The organism is Streptomyces sp. NPDC058773 (genome assembly GCF_042746015.1).
Lineage (GTDB): Bacteria > Actinomycetota > Actinomycetes > Streptomycetales > Streptomycetaceae > Streptomyces.
In genome coordinates, this window is sequence record NZ_JBHYPE010000033.1 from 23593 (window position 1) to 40550 (window position 16958).

14 protein-coding genes are annotated in these 16958 nt (G+C 72.8%); 9 read left to right on the forward strand and 5 right to left on the reverse strand.

All coding sequences use genetic code 11. The annotated features are described in order from the left end of the window. Positions 1 to 366: 366 nt before the first annotated feature. Positions 367 to 843: a hypothetical protein gene (locus ACFW5B_RS25340; RefSeq protein WP_386443838.1), complete on the reverse strand. Its 477-nt coding sequence runs from the start codon at positions 841 to 843 to the stop codon at positions 367 to 369. A gap of 511 nt (positions 844 to 1354) precedes the next feature. Between ACFW5B_RS25340 and ACFW5B_RS25345 the strand changes: the two genes are divergently transcribed. Next, positions 1355 to 2758: an alpha/beta hydrolase family protein gene (locus ACFW5B_RS25345; RefSeq protein ID WP_386443840.1), complete on the forward strand. Its 1404-nt coding sequence runs from the start codon at positions 1355 to 1357 to the stop codon at positions 2756 to 2758. A gap of 355 nt (positions 2759 to 3113) precedes the next feature. Here the strand turns inward: ACFW5B_RS25345 and ACFW5B_RS25350 are convergent, their stop codons facing one another. Next, positions 3114 to 3608, reverse strand: a complete 495-nt coding sequence (locus tag ACFW5B_RS25350; RefSeq protein ID WP_386443843.1) for a cupin domain-containing protein — start codon at positions 3606 to 3608, stop codon at positions 3114 to 3116. Between the two features lie 80 nt (positions 3609 to 3688). Between ACFW5B_RS25350 and ACFW5B_RS25355 the strand changes: the two genes are divergently transcribed. Then, entirely contained in the window at positions 3689 to 4540 is an 852-nt protein-coding gene (locus ACFW5B_RS25355) for a LysR family transcriptional regulator (protein ID WP_386443846.1), read from the forward strand. 4 nt (positions 4541 to 4544) lie between these two features. On the opposite strand, the gene ACFW5B_RS25360 is transcribed toward ACFW5B_RS25355, so the two are convergent. Then, entirely contained in the window at positions 4545 to 5333 is a 789-nt protein-coding gene (locus ACFW5B_RS25360) for a PaaX family transcriptional regulator C-terminal domain-containing protein (RefSeq protein WP_386443849.1), read from the reverse strand. A gap of 81 nt (positions 5334 to 5414) precedes the next feature. Here ACFW5B_RS25360 and ACFW5B_RS25365 point away from each other — a divergent pair, with 81 nt between their 5' ends. From ACFW5B_RS25365 to ACFW5B_RS25385, 5 genes are all read left to right on the forward strand, one after another. Continuing rightward, entirely contained in the window at positions 5415 to 7070 is a 1656-nt protein-coding gene (locus ACFW5B_RS25365; RefSeq protein ID WP_386443852.1) for an acyl-CoA dehydrogenase family protein, read from the forward strand. Continuing rightward, positions 7070 to 7939: a crotonase/enoyl-CoA hydratase family protein gene (locus tag ACFW5B_RS25370; RefSeq protein ID WP_386443855.1), complete on the forward strand. Its 870-nt coding sequence runs from the start codon at positions 7070 to 7072 to the stop codon at positions 7937 to 7939. The genes ACFW5B_RS25365 and ACFW5B_RS25370 overlap by 1 nt, the downstream gene beginning before the upstream one ends. 127 nt (positions 7940 to 8066) lie before the next feature. After that, positions 8067 to 8576: a DUF1990 family protein gene (locus ACFW5B_RS25375; RefSeq protein WP_386443858.1), complete on the forward strand. Its 510-nt coding sequence runs from the start codon at positions 8067 to 8069 to the stop codon at positions 8574 to 8576. 250 nt (positions 8577 to 8826) lie between these two features. Next, entirely contained in the window at positions 8827 to 10050 is a 1224-nt protein-coding gene (locus ACFW5B_RS25380; protein WP_386443861.1) for a metallophosphoesterase, read from the forward strand. A gap of 94 nt (positions 10051 to 10144) precedes the next feature. Further along, on the forward strand, positions 10145 to 10999 hold the full coding sequence (locus ACFW5B_RS25385; protein ID WP_386443864.1) for an SMI1/KNR4 family protein: 855 nt from the start codon (positions 10145 to 10147) through the stop codon (positions 10997 to 10999). A gap of 36 nt (positions 11000 to 11035) precedes the next feature. Here the strand turns inward: ACFW5B_RS25385 and ACFW5B_RS25390 are convergent, their stop codons facing one another. Beyond that, positions 11036 to 11467, reverse strand: a complete 432-nt coding sequence (locus ACFW5B_RS25390; protein ID WP_386443866.1) for a DUF2000 family protein — start codon at positions 11465 to 11467, stop codon at positions 11036 to 11038. A gap of 289 nt (positions 11468 to 11756) precedes the next feature. Between ACFW5B_RS25390 and ACFW5B_RS25395 the strand changes: the two genes are divergently transcribed. Beyond that, positions 11757 to 13904 carry a SpoIIE family protein phosphatase gene (locus ACFW5B_RS25395; RefSeq protein ID WP_386443869.1) on the forward strand — a complete coding sequence of 716 codons (2148 nt, stop codon included), beginning with the start codon at positions 11757 to 11759 and terminating at the stop codon, positions 13902 to 13904. 231 nt (positions 13905 to 14135) lie between these two features. On the opposite strand, the gene ACFW5B_RS25400 is transcribed toward ACFW5B_RS25395, so the two are convergent. Next, positions 14136 to 15533 carry an NADP-dependent succinic semialdehyde dehydrogenase gene (locus ACFW5B_RS25400; protein ID WP_386443978.1) on the reverse strand — a complete coding sequence of 466 codons (1398 nt, stop codon included), beginning with the start codon at positions 15531 to 15533 and terminating at the stop codon, positions 14136 to 14138. 587 nt (positions 15534 to 16120) lie between these two features. Here ACFW5B_RS25400 and ACFW5B_RS25405 point away from each other — a divergent pair. Next, positions 16121 to 16846: a L,D-transpeptidase gene (locus tag ACFW5B_RS25405; RefSeq protein ID WP_386443981.1), complete on the forward strand. Its 726-nt coding sequence runs from the start codon at positions 16121 to 16123 to the stop codon at positions 16844 to 16846. Positions 16847 to 16958 lie beyond the last annotated feature (112 nt).

Genomic DNA, 16958 nt, shown 5'->3' on the forward strand with positions numbered 1-16958 from the left:
TTCCTCTCAGGCCGGTGGCGCCGCGGGACGGCGCCCGGGGCTTCGGTACTGCCTGCCGAGGATACAAACCGCCGTTCGAACGCCCCGGCCAGGCCCGGATGGATCTTGCCGAGGTCCGGCATATCGGGCCTGGCGGCGGAGGCTCATGGTGATTCGTCGCACTGAATCGGTAATTTTGACGAGTGGGCCTTTTGCGCGGTCTGCGTGGTTTGCGCAGACTGTCGCGGTCCCGCCGAGGCGCCGCACCATGACTTCCTGCGCGGCCTCGCCGACGAGGCGCTGATCACTCTGCGCTACGCACGGGCCTCCCGGCCGGCCCGGGTGATCAGCGGACCGCCGGGTGGTCAGCGGACCCTGCCCCGCTGGTCAGCCGCCGTAGATGATCGCCCCGGTGATGACCCATATCGCCCACGCCAGCGGGATCAGCGCCACATAGGCCAACGGCCGCCGCAGCACCGGCACCCCCTCGTCCATCGGCTGCCGGCCCGGCGCGGGCGCGGACTGCGGCAGTTTGCTGAACTTCAGGTGGGCGATCAGGTTCCAGAGAAGCGTGAACGGTGTGAACGCCACGAGGGACAGCGGGCTCCACCATCCCAGACACAGGGTCCGGGTGGTCATCTGCCGTACGACCGACCGGCCGCAGCTCCGGCAGAAGGGGCCGTCCAGCTTGTGGAAGCGCATCACCACGAGCAGGCCCTCGTGGGCCCGGACGGAGAAGTTCTCGGCGGCCGGTGCCCCGCAGCCCCGGCATCCGGGCGCGGGGGCCGGGGCGGCCGGGAATCCGGGCGCCTGGCCGTAGCCGGGGTGCCCGTAGGCCTGGGGCGGGCCCGCCGGGTATCCCACGGGCTGCCCCTGAGGGTGACCCGGGGCCGGCCCCGCCGGGTAACCGACAGGCTGACCCGCCGGGTAACCCGCAGTCTGGCCCTGAGGCTGCCCCGCAGTCGGCCCCGCCGGGTAACCAGCAGGCTGACCCGCCTGGTATCCCCCCGGATAACCCGCGGGCTGTCCTCCCGGATATCCCGCCGGCTGACCCGCCGGATACGTGGGTGCCGGACCGTTGGGCGCGCCAGGGGATGGCGGAGTGGTCATAGGTGTGTGTCTCCAAGAGAGGCGGTCGGAGGGGCGGAGCGGTCCTGAGCGCCGCCAACGCTTTTCTGCCGGTGCGGCGCGCGTTCCACTGGGCCAACTCAGGCCGTCCGGGCCGTTGATCGTACTTGACGGTCTCCGGGGCCGCAGCGGGTTCCGGCAGGCTCCTGACCGGCGGTGCCGACCGGGGCTGCCGGGCGTGGCGTTCGGGCGAAGGCCGGGTGTCGCAGAGGGGGGCCGGGGAGCGCGGCTCGTACGTTCGGGCCGCATGACGTACGTATCGGCTGACCGCGCCGCCGGTCCCACCCGCCGCACCACGTTGACCGGGCTCGTCGGCGGGGCCGGGGCCCTTCTGGCCGCCGGCTGCAGCGCGTCGCCCGCGACGGCGCCCACCGAGCGTCGCACCGCCCGCGCCTACGCCTCGGCGAGCGACCCCACGCCCGGCGTGATGACGCTCTTCAAGGACCCCGCATTCAACTTCAACGGGCTCTTCGCCCTCGGCGGGTCCGGCTACGGCGCCTCCGAAGTGGGCGAAGTGCTCACCGCCGTGAACACGGTGAACAAGGCCGGTCTCTCCGCGCAGTCCTACACGGCGACCTTCAAACAGCTCGGCGACCAGCTGCAGAAGCCCCCCGCCCACGGCACCCCCGGGAAGGAGACCACCCGTTTCCGCGCCCTGCGGGCCGCGCAGTACTACGCCCAGGCGCTGTTCTTCGTCCTCGGCTCCGACTCCCCCGGCAGCGAGGAGGCGCTGTACCAGGCGGGACGCGACTCCTGGGACGCGTTCTGCGAGCGGTGCGACCCGGTTCCGGCGACGGCGCGCATCCCGTACGGGAAGACCCCACTGCCGGTGTGGTTCTTCCGCCCGGACGACTCCGGTGAGCGGCGCCCCACCGTGATCCTCACCAACGGCAGCGACGGACAGAACGTCGACATGTGGACCTACGGCGTCGCGGCCGCTCTCCAGCGCGGCTGGAACGCCCTGGTCTACGACGGACCCGGGCAGGGCCATCTGCTCTTCGTCGACCAGGTGGTCTTCACCCCGCGCTGGGAGACGGTCGTGACGCCGATCGTCGACTGGCTGTCCGCCCGCAAGGACGTGGACACCGGCCGGATCGCCCTGACCGGACTGAGCATGGCCGGGGACCTGGCTCCCCGGGCGGCGGCCTTCGAGCACCGGATCGCCGCCCTGGTGGCGATGCCCGGTGTGCTCTCCCCCTGGCTGGGCTTCCCTCCGGAGATCCGGCAGATCCTCACCCCGGACAAGGCGAAGACCAACGAGATCTGGAACAAAGAGGTCGTTCCCGCACTGTCACCGCCCGAGGCCGCGACGCTGAAGAAGCGCTTCGAACCCTTCTCGATTCCGGCGATGCTCGCGGCCCGTCAGGGCAAGATGTTCACCGACTTCTGGACCCCGGCCAACCTGGTCAGGTCACTGGACATCACGGACGTCGTGAGCCGCATCAAGATGCCGACGCTGGTGCTCGACTACGACTTCGAGCAGTTCTACCCCGGGCAGCCGCGCCAGCTGTTCGAGAAGCTCACGTCCCCCAAGGACTATGTGAAGCTCACCGCGGCCACCGGCGCACAGCTGCACTGCTCCCCCATGGCCCCGCAGCAGCACTGCGAGGTCGTCTTCGACTGGCTGCAGGAGAAACTGCCCGGAAGCTGAGCGGGGGGGGGCGGGACGCCCGTAGCGAGCCCGACTTCCCCACGTCCCGACTGGGCCGCCGCGACCTGGCACTTCAGGCCCCACTGGGCGTCATGACCTTCCCCCCACACGTGTGAGCAGGACGTTAGCGGAGTGGCAGCCCTGCACTAGGAGCCCCGAGCAGAGTGGGTGCCGTATCGAGGAAACAGCGACACCAACTGACCCGGGGGGACTTCGACCCCGCGGTGCGGTCCTGGCCACGATGGAGACGAAGGGGCACGACGCCGGGCTCGACGCCAACGGCGTGTCCATCGTGCTCAGCGCAGGCGGCGTGATCAGCGCCCACGGGTAAAGGCCCGCCCGGGGCCCGCCGGCCTCAGGCGAAGTCGGTAGCGGGCTCGGTGGCGTAGCGGCTCATCGTGCGGATGGTGGCCTGGGGTGTCGGCGGCCTGCCGTCGGCGGTCATGCTCTGGAGGTCCCGGAAGTACTGCACATACAGGTCGGGGGTGAACGTGCTGAGCATGACGGCGGGTTGGTCGGTCAGGTTGGCGAAGGTGTGCGGGGCGCCCGGTGGGACCATCACGAGTGTGCCCGGGGTCGCGTCGTGGTCCTTGTCCCCGACGGTGAACCGCACCGTGCCGGAGATGATGTAGAAGCCCTCGTCGTGCCGGGCGTGGCGGTGCTGCGGCGGTCCGGGGGTGTGCGGGGCGAGGACGGACTCGGCGATCCCCAGGCGGTGCCCGGTGTGGCTGCCGTCTTCGAGGACGCGCATGCGCGTGGTGCCCATGACGATCATCTCGCCGTCGTCGGGGCCGGTCACCGATACGTCGGGGCCGGCCTGCGGTTCACTGGTCTTCGCTTCGTCGGTCATGTTCCGAGTGCACCGCCAGAGCCCTGCGGGTGTCCAAGACCTGTTCCGCCACGCCGATACCTTGCGGGTATCGTTGCAGCGTGGAGCTACGCACCCTGCGCTACTTCGTGGCGGTCGCCGAAGAGCTCCACTTCGGCCGGGCCGCCGCCCGGCTGCACATGAGCCAGCCGCCGCTGAGCCGGGCGATCAAGCAGTTGGAGAACGAGGCCGGCGCCCTGCTGTTCGCCCGCTCGCCCGCCGGCGTCACGCTCACCCCGGTGGGGGCAGTGCTGCTCGACGAAGCGCGGGCCCTGCTCGACCAGGCCGACCGCGTCCGCGTCCGCGTTGCCGCGGCGGCCGGCACCGCGACCCTCACCATCGGCATCCTGGGCGACGGCACCGACCCCGGCATCAGCCGGCTGGCGGCCGTCTTCCGCCGCAGCCACCCCGGCGTCGAGATCCGCATCCGCGACACCGACCTGACCGACCCGACCTGCGGGCTGCGCACCGGACTGGTCGATGTCGCCTTGACCCGTGCGCCGTTCGACGAGACCGCCCTGACGGTGCGTGAGCTGCGCACCGATCCGGTCGGTGCGGTACTGCGCGCAGACGATCCGCTGGCCCGTCGCGACCACCTGAGGCCGGCCGACCTGGCCGACCGCCGCTGGTTCCAGTTCCCCCAGGGAACCGACCCGGCCTGGCAGTCGTACTGGAACGGCGGAAGGCCGCGCGAGGGCCCGGTGGTGCGCGTCGTCCAGGAATGCCTGCATGCCGTGCTCTGGAACAGCACGGTCGGCTTGGCCCCACTCGGACACGACCTGCCCGAGAACCTGGTGGCGGTTCCGCTGGCCGACATGGCACCGAGCCGAGTGGTCGCGGTGTGGAACGACGGCGACACCAACCCGTTGATCCGCTCGTTCATCGAGATCGCGATGGCCGCCTACCGGCACTGAGCGCCTACGGTGTGTCGCTCAGATACTGCCGCAGCAGCTCGCGCAGTTCCGTTTCGAACTCGGCGTAGTCGTGGCGGAGTTGGCCGCCCGGCCAGCTCTCCGGCAGGAGTTCGGCGGGCAGCAGGGGGTCGGCGAGGAGATGGCGGAGGGCGGCTGCCGCGACCGTGAAGCGGTTGGCGTGGGTGGCGGGCCGGTCGAGAGCGGCCGACAGGGCGCGGGCCCGGGTGGCCCAGCCGGGCAGATCCCACAGCCGGCCGGCGAGTGCGGCCGGGTCGTCGTCCGGGGTGGCGGTGAACCAGCTGCACTGGTCGGTGACGACGGCGGGGCGGGGGCGGTCGAGGTTGGCGGGGCGCAGCCAGTTGCCCTCGCGCAGCTCGGCCAGCCGCAGCGTCGCCATGGCCTGGCGCAGTGCGGTGCGCTCGGCCGCCGGGCGGCGTTCCGGGGTGGTGACGACGGCGATCTCCCAGTCCCCGCTCCAGGAGCGGGTGCGCGCCGAGCGGCTCTCGTCCTGCCGGGCCTGGCGCGCCAGCAGCCGGGCGGTGAGGGCGTACGAGCCGTCGGTCTGCCGCAGGTCGCCGGCGGCCACCATCCGGGAGAGCGCGACCCGGACGGTGCCCTCGGCGATACCGAAGAGCTCGCCGACCCGCACCAGGGCGCGCGCGGGCAGCCGGGGCGGGTGGTGCCCGAGCAGGGTGCTCAGCACGATGGAGCGGGCGGTGAGCGGGCGCAGCACGAGGCCGGCGGCCCCGATGGCCCCGGCATCGTCGGGCGTGCGGGTCTGGTCGTCGTTCATATGTGCCCGGAATTCTAGCGAGGGCGGCTCGCCGGTCATTACAGTCTTCCCGCAGCTGTTCTGTTTCTGTAACGTCAAGGTATGACCGTCACCCATGAAGTCGTGAATCAGGCGCCCCCGCTGACCGGGTTCAGCGCGGCGGACGAGCCGGCCCTGCTGGAGGCGCTGCGCCGGGACGGCGCCGAGTGGGGCGTACGAGAGGTGACCGAGCTCGGCGCGCTGGCCGGTTCCGCGGCGGTGCAGGAGCAGGCCCGCCGCGCGGAGGAGCAGCCGCCGCGGCTGCACACCCATGACCGGTTCGGGCACCGCATCGACGAGGTCGACTTCCATCCGGCCTGGCATCAGCTGATGACCGTCGCGGTGGAGCAGGGGCTGCACGCCGCGCCCTGGACCGACGGCCGCTCCGGGGCGCATCTGGTGCGCGCCGCGAAGTTCTACGTCTGGTCGCAGGCCGAGGCCGGTCACGGCTGTCCGATCTCGATGACCTACGCCGCCGTGCCCGCGCTGCGGGCCGCGCCGGAGCTCGCCGCGCAGTACGAGCCGCTGCTCGCCGCCCGTACGTACGACTTCGGGCTGCGGGCGCCACTGACCAAGTCGGGCCTGATCGCCGGGATGTCGATGACGGAGAAGCAGGGCGGCTCCGACGTACGGGCGAACACCACCCGCGCGGTACCTGCCAACGACGGCACCTACCGCCTCACCGGCCACAAGTGGTTCACCTCGGCGCCCATGAGCGATGTGTTCCTGGCACTGGCACAGACCTCGGAGGGGCTGAGCTGCTTCCTGGTGCCGCGGGTGCTGCCGGACGGCACGCTCAACGGCATGCGGCTGATGCGGCTCAAGGACAAGCTGGGCAACCGCTCCAACGCGTCCTCCGAGATCGAGTACGACGAGGCGGTGGCCTGGCCGGTCGGCGAGCCGGGCCGTGGTGTGCGGACCATCGTCGAGATGGTGAACATGACGCGGCTGGACTGTGTGCTGGGCTCGGCGGCCGGGATGCGGGCCGGGCTGCGGCAGGCGCTGCACCACACCGCGCACCGCCAGGCGTTCGGGCGGGAGCTGGACCGCCAGCCGCTGATGCGTTCGGTGCTCGCCGATCTGGCGGTCGAGTCGGAGGCGGCGACCCTGCTGGGGATGCGGCTGGCGGCGGCGGTGGACCGCTCGCAGGCCGGTGACGGCGGGGAGGCGGCGCTGCGCCGGCTGGCGCTGGCGGCCGGCAAGTACTGGGTGTGCAAGCGCGGCAGCAGCCATGCGGCGGAGGCGCTGGAGTGCCTGGGCGGCAACGGCTATGTCGAGGACTCCGGTATGCCGCGGCTCTACCGGGAGGCGCCGCTGCTGTCGATCTGGGAGGGCTCGGGGAATGTCGCCGCGCTCGATGTGCTGCGCGCGCTGGGCAAGGAACCGGCCGCGCTGGACGCGTTCTTCGCCGAGGTGGAGACCGCGGCGGGCGCCGACCGGCGGCTGGACGCGGCGGTGGCCGGGGTCCGCAAGCTGCTCGGCGGGCTCGGCGATCCGGAGCAGGCGCAGCTGAGGGCGCGGACGCTGGCGGAGCGGATGGCGCTGGTGCTCCAGGGTTCGCTGCTGGTGCGGCACAGCCACCCGGCGGTCGCCGACGCGTTCTGCGCCTCGCGGCTCGACGGGGAGTGGGGCCATGCCTTCGGCACCCTGCCGCCCGGCGCCGATCTGGCCTCGATCCTGGAGCGGGCCCGGCCGGGCGCGGCCGGGAACGCGTCCTGATGTCCGTACGCGTGGAGCGGAGCGGGCCGGTGACGACGGTGGTGCTGTCCCGGCCCGCGTCCCGCAATGCCGTGGACGGCGAGACGGCCCGCCAACTCGCCGATGCCTTCCGGGAGTTCGACGCCGATGACGGTGCCCGGGTGGCGGTGCTGTGGGGCGAGGGCGGGACGTTCTGCTCGGGTGCCGATCTGAAGGCGATCGGCACCGGGCGGGGCAACCGCGTGACCCCGGACGGGGACGGGCCGATGGGGCCGACCCGGATGCGGCTCGGCAAACCGGTGATCGCGGCGGTCGCGGGGCACGCGGTGGCCGGCGGTCTGGAGCTGGCGCTCTGGTGCGATCTCCGGGTGGCCGAGGAGGACGCGGTGTTCGGGGTGTTCTGCCGGCGCTGGGGTGTGCCGCTGATCGACGGCGGTACGGTGCGGCTGCCGCGGCTGATCGGTGCGAGCCGGGCGATGGACCTGGTGCTGACCGGGCGTCCGGTCCCGGCCGCGGAGGCGCTGGACATCGGTCTGGTCCACCGCGTGGTGCCGCCCGGTACGGCGCGCGCGGAGGCGGAGTTGCTGGCGGCGGAGCTCGCCCGCTTCCCGCAGGCGTGTCTGCGCAGCGACCGCGCCTCCCTCCTGGACCAGGGGGGCCGGGACGAGGAGTCGGCGCTGGCCGCGGAGTTCCGTTACGGACAGGCGGTGCTGCCCGAGGCGACGCGGGGTGCGGCACGGTTCACCGCGGGGGCGGGGCGGCACGGAGCACCGGACCGGAGCCGGGCGGCGGAGCCCACGGCGACCGCGGAGACCACGGCGTCCACGGAGCCGGACCGCCCCGGGACCGCTCCGGATGCCGGCCGCCCCGGCCCTGGTCACGGCGGCTGACGCCGGGCCGCACGGGCCCGCCCCCCGCCGGCCGGGCGGCGTTGAACGCCCCGCCGCGTTCGGCGTACCGTCACCCTGCCCGCCTCCGCGGCCGCCCGCCGCTCCCCCCGCCTTCCAGGAGCACCCCGTGCACGATCTGAACTACCCCGAGGAGGGCGGCACCCGGCGCACCCCGCTGCCGCCCGGCTACCACCACCTCCACGAGGAGCTGCCGCTCGGCCACGGCCGTGCGGTGCTGACCGCGGCGGGCGAGGCGATCACCACCTTCCGGATGCACCGCGCGGCCGGCACCGGCATCCGCGCCGACGCCCCCAGGGCCGCGCCGGGTGTGCACGTCGAGGTCTCACTGGGGTTCGGCCCGCTGCGGCTGCGGGCGCCGTGCACCGTGGTGTGGTCGGTGACCGAGGAGGACCGCATCGGGTTCGGCTACGGGGCCCGGCACGGGCATCCCGAGTGCGGGGAGGAGGCGTTCGTCGCCGAGCTGCGCGCGGACGGCTCGGTGTGGTTCACGGTGACCGCCTTCAGCCGGCCCGCCCGTACGCTCACCCGCCTCGGCGGCCCGCTGGTCCCGGTCTTCCAGCGTCAGTACGTCCGCCATCTCGGCCGGACCCTCCGCCGCCTCGCGAACCGGCCGTGAATTCCGCACGGCAACAAACCGGACATCTTCACCGGTCTCCCGGCGCGCCGCCCGTCCGATCCGGAGCGCCGGCGGGAGCGCCGAATTCCGACTCGCCGCCCTCCGGCACGGCGACCGCTCACCCCCTGATACCCCCTGGAATACGCCTGGTTACCGGCGCGTAGCAACACGCCCGCCGATCGCCATACGTCCACCTCCGCTTCATCTTTTCGTCACCATCGCCTCCGGCGACCGTGAGAGAAATCCAGACATGTGTGATGACGAACTGATCCCGCCGCAGGCGGACATGACCGAGCGGGAGTGGCTGCGGGCCGGGTCGGAGACGGCGGCCGGGGGGCCGTCGGTGCGGACGACGGGGCGCGTTCCGCAGTGGGTGAACCGGCGGACCCTGCTGGGCGGCGCGATGGCCGGCGCGGCGCTCGCGGTACTGCCGTCGCCGGGCCAGCCGCCCGCGTCCGCCGCGCCCCGCGGCGGGGCCCCGGGAGCCTTCCCGTTCCCCGAACATCCCAATGGGAAGGGCGAGTTCGCCATCCTGGTCACCGGTGACGCGGGGACGGGCGACGAGGCGCAGTACGCGGTGGCCGCCGCCGCCCGGGACCTCTGCCGGTCCGAGGGGATCGGTCTCGCGGTCGGTCTCGGCGACAACATCTACGAGAACGGGCCGGAGTCCGACGACGACTCGGAGTTCCAGGACAAGTTCGAGAAGCCGAACAGCGGCATCGACATGCCCTGGCTGATGGTGCTGGGCAACCACGACTGCTCGGGGCTGATCCCCGGCAGCGGAGGTGACCCGTCCCGCGGTGACCGCGAGGTCGCCTATGCCGCCACGTCCCGGCGCTGGTACATGCCCAGCCGTTACTACAGCGTGCCGCTGCCCGCCGCCGACCCGCTGGTGGAGTTCTTCGCCATCGACACCATCCCCTGGTCGTCGTACGTGGCCCAGCTCGACCCGCACTACCGCTGGGACGGGCCGTACATGCGCGAGCAGCGGAGCTGGCTGGACGGTGCGCTGCGGGCCTCGCGCGCCCGCTGGAAGGTGGTCATCGGACACCACCCGTACCTCAACAACGGCAAGCACGGCAGCGCCGGTTCCTATGACGGTTTCGAGATCGGGAATTACACCAGCGGCGTCCACCTCAAGGACATGTACGAGAACGTGGTCTGCGGACGGGCGGATCTGATCCTTTCCGGTCACGACCACACGCTGCAGATCCTGGAGCCGACGGCCCGTACGGGCGGCACCCGGCAGGTGGTGTGCGGTGCGTCGGCCAAGACCGAGGACGGCAAGGCGCACTTCGGGCACCCGGCGGCCTGGCAGAACTTCTCCGACAACGGGTTCATGGTGCTGAAGGTGTCCGGCGCGCGGCTGACCATCGACGCGTACACCGTCGATGTGGCGACCCGGAAGGCGACCCTGGCCCACCGGACCCGCCAGACGCGTCCGGTGGCGGCACCGGCCGGGGCGCACGCCTGACGACGGGCACCCGCCTGAGGAACACGGCCGTCCCGGGGCGCACTCCCCCGGGACGGCCCGCCTGCCCGCCGTGCGCCGGCCCTAAAGTGTCCCCATGATCAACTCACCCGGTTACCCGGCCCGCATCATGGAACGCATACCGCCGCCCGCCGAGGCGGTGAACGGAACCGGCGACTGGGCCGCCGCGGAGCGGGCGCTGGGCACTGCACTGCCGGACGACTTCAAGCAGCTGGTGGAGGCGTACGGACGCGGCGACTTCTGGGGGGTGCTGTGTCTGCGCACACCGTTCGGCGAGGACAATCCCGTCCGGCTCACGGCGGACCTCGTGGAGGTCTTCGGTCCGTCGCGGGAAATGTGGCCCGAGCACTACCCCCACCCCCTCTTCCCGGAACCGGGCGGGCTCCTCACCTGGGGGGTGGCCGACGGAACACAGCTGTGCTGGCTGACCGTTGGGCCGCCCGGCTCATGGCCGGTGGTCGTCTGGTCCCGCGACCACGACTACGAGCGGTTCGACTGCGGGGTGGCCGCCTTTCTCGACGGGCTGTTCAGCGGCCGTATCACCTCGGAACTGCTGCAGCCCGAGCCGGACCTCGCCCCCTGGTTCGACGCGGCCGTCGCACTCGACCACATCTACCTCCGGCTCGACGAAGGGCCCCGCCCCTACGCCGAACGGCTGCGAATCCTGCGCGAGGCGCTCGCCCCCACCGCGGACCGCGGCGCGTATGAGTACGAGGGCGACCGGCAGGACCACTTCGTCACCACGGAGACCGGCTGGCGGCTGACCTATGAGACGGCCTACGGGCACCAGCTTCGTGTCGCCTTCCCGCCGGCGGACAGCGACCGGGCCCGCCGCGCGGTCCTCGCCGCCCTCGACCGCATGGGATGCGCCGTCGAATCCGTCAACACCGTCCACGGCAGCTCGTCCTGGGAGCCCGAGCCGGGCCATTGACGTCCGGGGTCCTGTCACTGACCTCCGCTGACCGGCTCACGGATGCATACGGGCGCCCTTGAGGACCTTGTCGACCGCATTGCGCGGGCCGTACACGGCGAGGCCCACCAGATCCAGCAGGTCCGTCGGCACCGCCCGTACCGCCGCGCGGTTGTCCCGGTCGTTGCCGGTGCCGAAGAGGTCGGAGGTGAACACCGACCGCGGAAGCGCGCGGGACAGGGTGCGGCGGTGCGCGGCGGTCAGGGTCTCCTTCGTACCTTCGAAGATCAGGACCGGCTGGCGGAACATGGGCAGATACGGGGTGTCGTCGGCGTCGGCGTACGGTTCGCCGATGACCTCGGGGAGCTGTGAGCCGAGCCCGCTGACCAGGAACGCGGTCACGTTCAGCCGCTGCCAGGGCTCCAGATCCTCGCGCAGCAGCACGGCGATCTTGGTGTCGAATCGTACGGGGGTGTTCTCGGTGGTCATGCTCCGAGACTGCCGACCGCCCCGTCCCGCTTTCTTGTACGTTCCTGGCGTCCTTGCCCACGTTTCTGCGTTCGCCCTACGGCGGCACCGGACATGCGGGGCCACCGGCCCGCGCCTAGGGTGTTCGCATGGCCGCGTTCCGGTGGATATCGGCCCCGGTCAACGGCCCGCGACCGAGGGCACGAGGTGTGCTCGGCGCGGTGTCACAGGCGGCCGTCCCGAGGCGCCGCCGCCCGCGAGGAGCGGGCCCGCGGGTCCCGTGCGACCGGGTCACGAGACGCGGCACGCCATGACCGGCCCGCCGCCCCTGGACCCGTCCGACAAGGACTACGACCCCCGCACCGACCGGGAGTGGCGCCATGTCGTGGAGGACACCTCCGGGGTGTCGCACCGTGAGCCCATCGGACTGCGCGAGCGGATGTCGCTCAACCGGATGGGCACCTTCGACTGGGATCTGGACCGCGGCTTCATGGATCTGGACGCCGGTGCCATGGACGTCTTCGACCTGCGTCCCGACGAATACGACGGCGCCCCGATGTCCCTGGTCACGCGGGTGCCCCCGGAGGAGGGCCTGCGGCTCGACGAGGCGCTCTCCCAGGCCCTGCTGGACGGGCAGTCGTCGTACGGCGCGTACTTCCGGGTCCAGTGCCGCGACGGCACGCAGCGCTGGACACACTCCCAGGGGCGGATCCTGCACGACACGGACGGGAAGCCGTACCGGATCATCGGCATCGTCCGGGAGGCGACCAGCGAACTGGCGGACTCCGCGCTGCTGCGCTCGCTCCAGCAGGAGCGCCAGCGGCAGACCGTGATGGTGCAGCAGACCACCGCCGCGCTGGCCCGTGCGCTGTCCGTCCGGGATGTGACCCGGGTGCTCACCGGGGCCGGCGGCGCCCGGCGGTTCGGCGCGGACGGGCTGGTGCTGGGGCTGGTCGAGAACGACCGGTTCGAGGTCATCGCCACCGCCGGGCTGGAGGGCGAGGTGCCCGACGACATGGTGACCTCCCGGCTGGACGACCCCCTGCCGCTGGCCGACGCGGCGCGCTCCCGGCGGCCCGTCTTCCTCAGCAGCCGCGGTGAGCTGAGCGCCCGCTATCCGCGGCTGCGCCCGTATACCCATCTGCTGCCGGCGGGCAGCGCGGCCTTCCTGCCGCTGGTCGCGCAGGACACCGTCATCGGTGCGCTGGGGCTGTTCAACACCGAGCCGGCGGTGCAGTCGCCGGAGGCCCGGAATCTGGCGCTGGCGCTGGCCGGTGTCGTGGCGCAGTCGGTGCAGCGGGCGACGCTCTTCGATCAGGAGCGGGAGTTCGCGACGGGGCTCCAGGCGACGATGCTGCCGCGCCGGCTGCCGCCGCTCACCGGCGGTGCGGTCACCGTCCGCTACCACCCGGCGAGCGTCGGCCGGGACATCGGCGGCGACTGGTACGACGTGATCGCGCTGCCCCAGGGACGGACCGGGCTGGTGGTGGGCGATGTGCAGGGGCACGACACCCACGCGGCGGCCGTGATGGGCCAGCTGCGCATCGCCCTGCGCGCCTACGCCAGCGAGGGACACTCCCCGGAGACCGTGCTGGTGCGGGCCTCCCGCTTTCTGGCCGAGCTGGACACCGAGCGGTTCGCGACGTGTACCTACATCCAGGCCGACCTGGAGTCCGGGGCGCTGCACATCGCACGGGCCGGTCATCTCGGCCCGCTGATCTGCAACAGCTCCCGGCACATCGACTGGCCGGAGATCCGCGGCGGGCTGCCGCTGGGCCTGGCCACGCACTTCGGGCGCGACCACTTCCCGGAGACCCAGCTGTTCCTGGAGCCCGGGTCGACGCTGCTGCTGTGTACCGACGGCCTGGTGGAGCAGCCCGGCCGGGACATCTCCGCGGGCATCGACGCGCTGTCCGCGGCGGTCCGCGCCGGGCCCACGGACCTGGAGGCGCTCGCCGACCGCCTCTCGGACCACCTGTGGGCCGAGCCCGGCTCGGAGGACGACATGGCCCTTCTGCTGCTGCACCGGCTGCCCGGTACCGGGGGCGTCACCACACCGCGGCTGCGGCTGCATGTCCACCAGGCCGATCCGTCGGGCACCGCGGAGGTCCGCTCGGCGCTGCGCCGCACCCTGGACCAGTGGCGGGCGGGCGCGGTCATGCACAACATCGAGGTCGCCGCCTCCGAGCTGATCGCCAACGCGCTGACGCACACCGAGAGCGGGGCCCTGGTCTCCATGGAGCTGCTGCCCGGCACCCCGCCCCGCATCCGGCTGGAGGTCGAGGACCGCTCCAGCCGCTGGCCGCGGCGGCGCAGCCCCGGCGAGACCGCCACCTCCGGCCGGGGGCTGATGCTGGTCGAGGCCCTCGCCGACGAATGGGGCGCGGAGCCACGGGGCGCGGGCAAGGCGCTGTGGTGCGAGTTCGCGGTGCCGGACACGGCGGACCTGACGCACTGAAGTTCCGTACGGGAAACTGGAATTGGTGATTCGTGAGGCCGCTGAGGGCCGGGCACCAGAGGTGCCCTCCCGCGCCCGGCCCCCCAAGGGGTCGAGCCGGCCAACCTGGCCGTTGACCGACTCGGCCTGACCGGTACGTACCCGTTCGGGGCCGGGACGGAAACGCACCGCCGCACGCGTTCGCCGGGCCGATTCCCGTACGACGGCGCCGCGCCCCTCAGTCCTCGGTCCTCAGTCCTCCGGCCCGTACCACAGCGTCGTCATGTTGCAGAACTCCCTGATGCCGTGGCCGGAGAGCTCCCGTCCGTAGCCGGAGCGCTTGGCGCCGCCGAACGGGAGGCCCGGGTGGGAGGCGGTCATCCCGTTGAAGAAGACCCCGCCGGCCTGGAGATCGCGGGCGAGGCGTTCCTGTTCGCCCGGGTCCCGGGTCCAGGCGTTGGAACTGAGCCCGAACGGCGTGTCGTTGGCGACCTGGAGCGCCTCGTCCAGGTCGGCGACGCGGTAGAGCGTGGCGACCGGACCGAAGGCCTCCTCGTGGTGGATGCGCATCTCGGGGGTGATGCCGGACAGCACCGTCGGCTCGTAGAACCAGCCCGCGCGGTGCTGCGGCGGGCGCTGTCCGCCGCACAGTGCGGTGGCGCCCTTGTGGACCGCGTCGTCGACGAGCTCCTCCAGGTCGGAGCGGCCCTGTTCGCTGGAGAGCGGCCCGATATCGGTGTTCTCGTCCATCGGGTCGCCGACCGTCAGCGCGGCCATGCGGGCGGTGAACCGCTCGGCGAAGGCGTCGTGGACGTCCTCGTGCACGATGAACCGCTTGGCGGCGATGCAGGACTGACCGTTGTTCTGGACGCGCGCGGTGACCGCGACGCGGGCGGCCTTGTCGAGGTCGGCGGAGGGCAGCACGAGGAACGGGTCGCTGCCGCCGAGTTCGAGGACGGTCTTCTTGACCTCGTCGCCGGAGATGGCGGCGACCGAGCGGCCGGCCGGTTCGCTGCCGGTCAGGGTCGCGGCGGCGATCCGCGGGTCGCGCAGGATGTCCTCGACGGCGCCCGACCCGATCAGCAGGGTCTGGAAACAGCCCTCGGGGTAGCCGGCGCGGCGGAAGAGCTCCTCGATGTAGAGCGCGGTCTGCGGGACGTTCGAGGCGTGCTTGAGCAGCCCGGTGTTGCCGGCCATCAGGGCGGGCGCGGCGAACCGTACGACCTGCCAGAGCGGGAAGTTCCAGGGCATCACCGCGAGCACGGTGCCGAGGGGACGGTAGCGCACCACGGCGTACCGGGCGCCGGAGTCGGTGACGTCGGCCGGGTCGGGGTGCTCGTCGGCGAGCAGCTCCTCGGCGTGGGTGGCGTACCAGCGCATGGTCTTGGCGCACTTCGCGGCCTCCGCGCGCGCCTGGGCCAGCGGTTTGCCCATCTCGGTGGTCATGGTGCGGGCGATGCCGTCCTGGTCGGCGTCGAGCAGGTCGGCGGCGGCGAGCAGAAGTTCCCGGCGGCGGGCGAAGCTCGTGGTGCGGTGCTCCTGGAAGGCCTGCTCGGCCCGGACCAGATGATCTTCGATCTCGCCCGCGTTGAGCGCGTCGAAGGTCTTCAGGGTCTCGCCGGTGGCCGGGTTGACCGTGGCGATGGCCATGATCAGCACCTCCTTGGTGGTGCGGGGACGTGACACCCGCGGTATACGGGGCGGGAGTCCCGCGGCTCCTAGGAGAGCGGCGAAGGAGCCGGGGACGGCTCCGGGACCGGGTCGGGATCGGGTCCGGGCGGACGGGGTATCGGCGACGGTTCCGGCGGTATGGGTTCGGGTGGCGCGGGCGGGACCGGCGGGCCGGGGAGCGGGTCGGGGACGGGGTTCGGCGGCGGGCCCCCCGGCTCCGGCGTGGGCTGCGGATCCCGGTCGAGCGTGCGCTCACTGCACGTATGCGGTTGCCGCTGCACTGCGGGCCTCCAGAATGAGACGGCTAGTGGCACATCAGCCCCCGTACCCGAGTTTCGCCCGTCCATGGCCCCGGCGCACGGCGGATTGCCGCGGACGGGTTGCGCGGGTTCCGGGCCCCGCGTATATGACCCGATCGGGCGGCGCCGGGCACATCGGTCGGCCTCTACGGTGCGGTCATGCCCATGACGCGAACGAGCAGGCGGACGAGGACGGGGACGAGTACAGGGACGGCGACGAGGACCGCGACGCACCCGGCGGCGGCCCGCGGCAGGCGGGCGGGCGCCCTGGCCGTGGCGCTGCTGTCCGCGGTCGGCGTGACGCTCGGTGCACCGGCCGCCCCCGGCTCGGCGGCGGCACCGCCCGCCGTCCCCGCCCGCCCGTACGTCCCCCTCCCCGCCGCCCTGGCCGACACCGGCGGCGGCACCCAGCTCATCACCGCCCGGGCGGCCACCACCGGTGCCACGACCGGGACCGTGCGGTGGTGGCAGCGGCACAACGGCCGCTGGCGGCAGATGGGTTGGGCACCGGCCCGCTTCGGTTCCGGCGGGCTCACCGAGGGGAGCAGCCGGGTGCAAGGGACATCGACGACCCCCACCGGGCTGTACGACCTGCCGTTCGGCTTCGGGACCGCGCCGGCCCCGCCGGGCACCGTGATCCCCTACCGCAGGGTCGGCGCGGACTCCTGGTGGTGCGAGGACAACGCCTCCGCCTCCTACAACCGCTGGGCGGAACCGCTGCCCCGGGACTGCGCGGCCGGTGAGTCCGAGCGGCTGGCCGGCTATCCGGCGCAGTACAGCCGGGTCCTGGTCACCGGCTTCAACTACCACCGTCCGGTGCGGGGCCGCGGCGCCGGGATCTTCCTCCATGTCCACGGGAAGGGCGCCACGGCCGGCTGTGTGTCCGTACCGGCCGGGGCGATGGCGCGGATCCTGTCGTGGGTGCGGCCGTCGGCGCGTCCGCACATCGCCATCGGCACCGCGTCCGGGCCGACCGCGCTCACCCGCTACTGAGCGCCGCCGCGGGGTGCGGGACGCGGACCGGCCATCTGCTCGGTCGGGGCCGCCCGAGGCGCGTACCGGGTCCGACGGGCGCGCCGAGGTGCGTCACAGCGAGGGAATCCGC

What these genes read in the sequence shown, in the direction of transcription:
- ACFW5B_RS25345 (WP_386443840.1), top strand. Translation starts at nt 1,355, where the DNA reads ATGACGTACGTATCGGCTGACCGCGCCGCCGGTCCCACCCGCCGCACC.
- ACFW5B_RS25350 (WP_386443843.1), bottom strand. Translation starts at nt 3,608, where the DNA reads ATGACCGACGAAGCGAAGACCAGTGAACCGCAGGCCGGCCCCGACGTA.
- ACFW5B_RS25360 (WP_386443849.1), bottom strand. Translation starts at nt 5,333, where the DNA reads ATGAACGACGACCAGACCCGCACGCCCGACGATGCCGGGGCCATCGGG.
- ACFW5B_RS25365 (WP_386443852.1), top strand. Translation starts at nt 5,415, where the DNA reads ATGACCGTCACCCATGAAGTCGTGAATCAGGCGCCCCCGCTGACCGGG.
- ACFW5B_RS25370 (WP_386443855.1), top strand. Translation starts at nt 7,070, where the DNA reads ATGTCCGTACGCGTGGAGCGGAGCGGGCCGGTGACGACGGTGGTGCTG.
- ACFW5B_RS25380 (WP_386443861.1), top strand. Translation starts at nt 8,827, where the DNA reads ATGTGTGATGACGAACTGATCCCGCCGCAGGCGGACATGACCGAGCGG.
- ACFW5B_RS25385 (WP_386443864.1), top strand. Translation starts at nt 10,145, where the DNA reads ATGATCAACTCACCCGGTTACCCGGCCCGCATCATGGAACGCATACCG.
- ACFW5B_RS25390 (WP_386443866.1), bottom strand. Translation starts at nt 11,467, where the DNA reads ATGACCACCGAGAACACCCCCGTACGATTCGACACCAAGATCGCCGTG.
- ACFW5B_RS25395 (WP_386443869.1), top strand. Translation starts at nt 11,757, where the DNA reads ATGACCGGCCCGCCGCCCCTGGACCCGTCCGACAAGGACTACGACCCC.
- ACFW5B_RS25400 (WP_386443978.1), bottom strand. Translation starts at nt 15,533, where the DNA reads ATGGCCATCGCCACGGTCAACCCGGCCACCGGCGAGACCCTGAAGACC.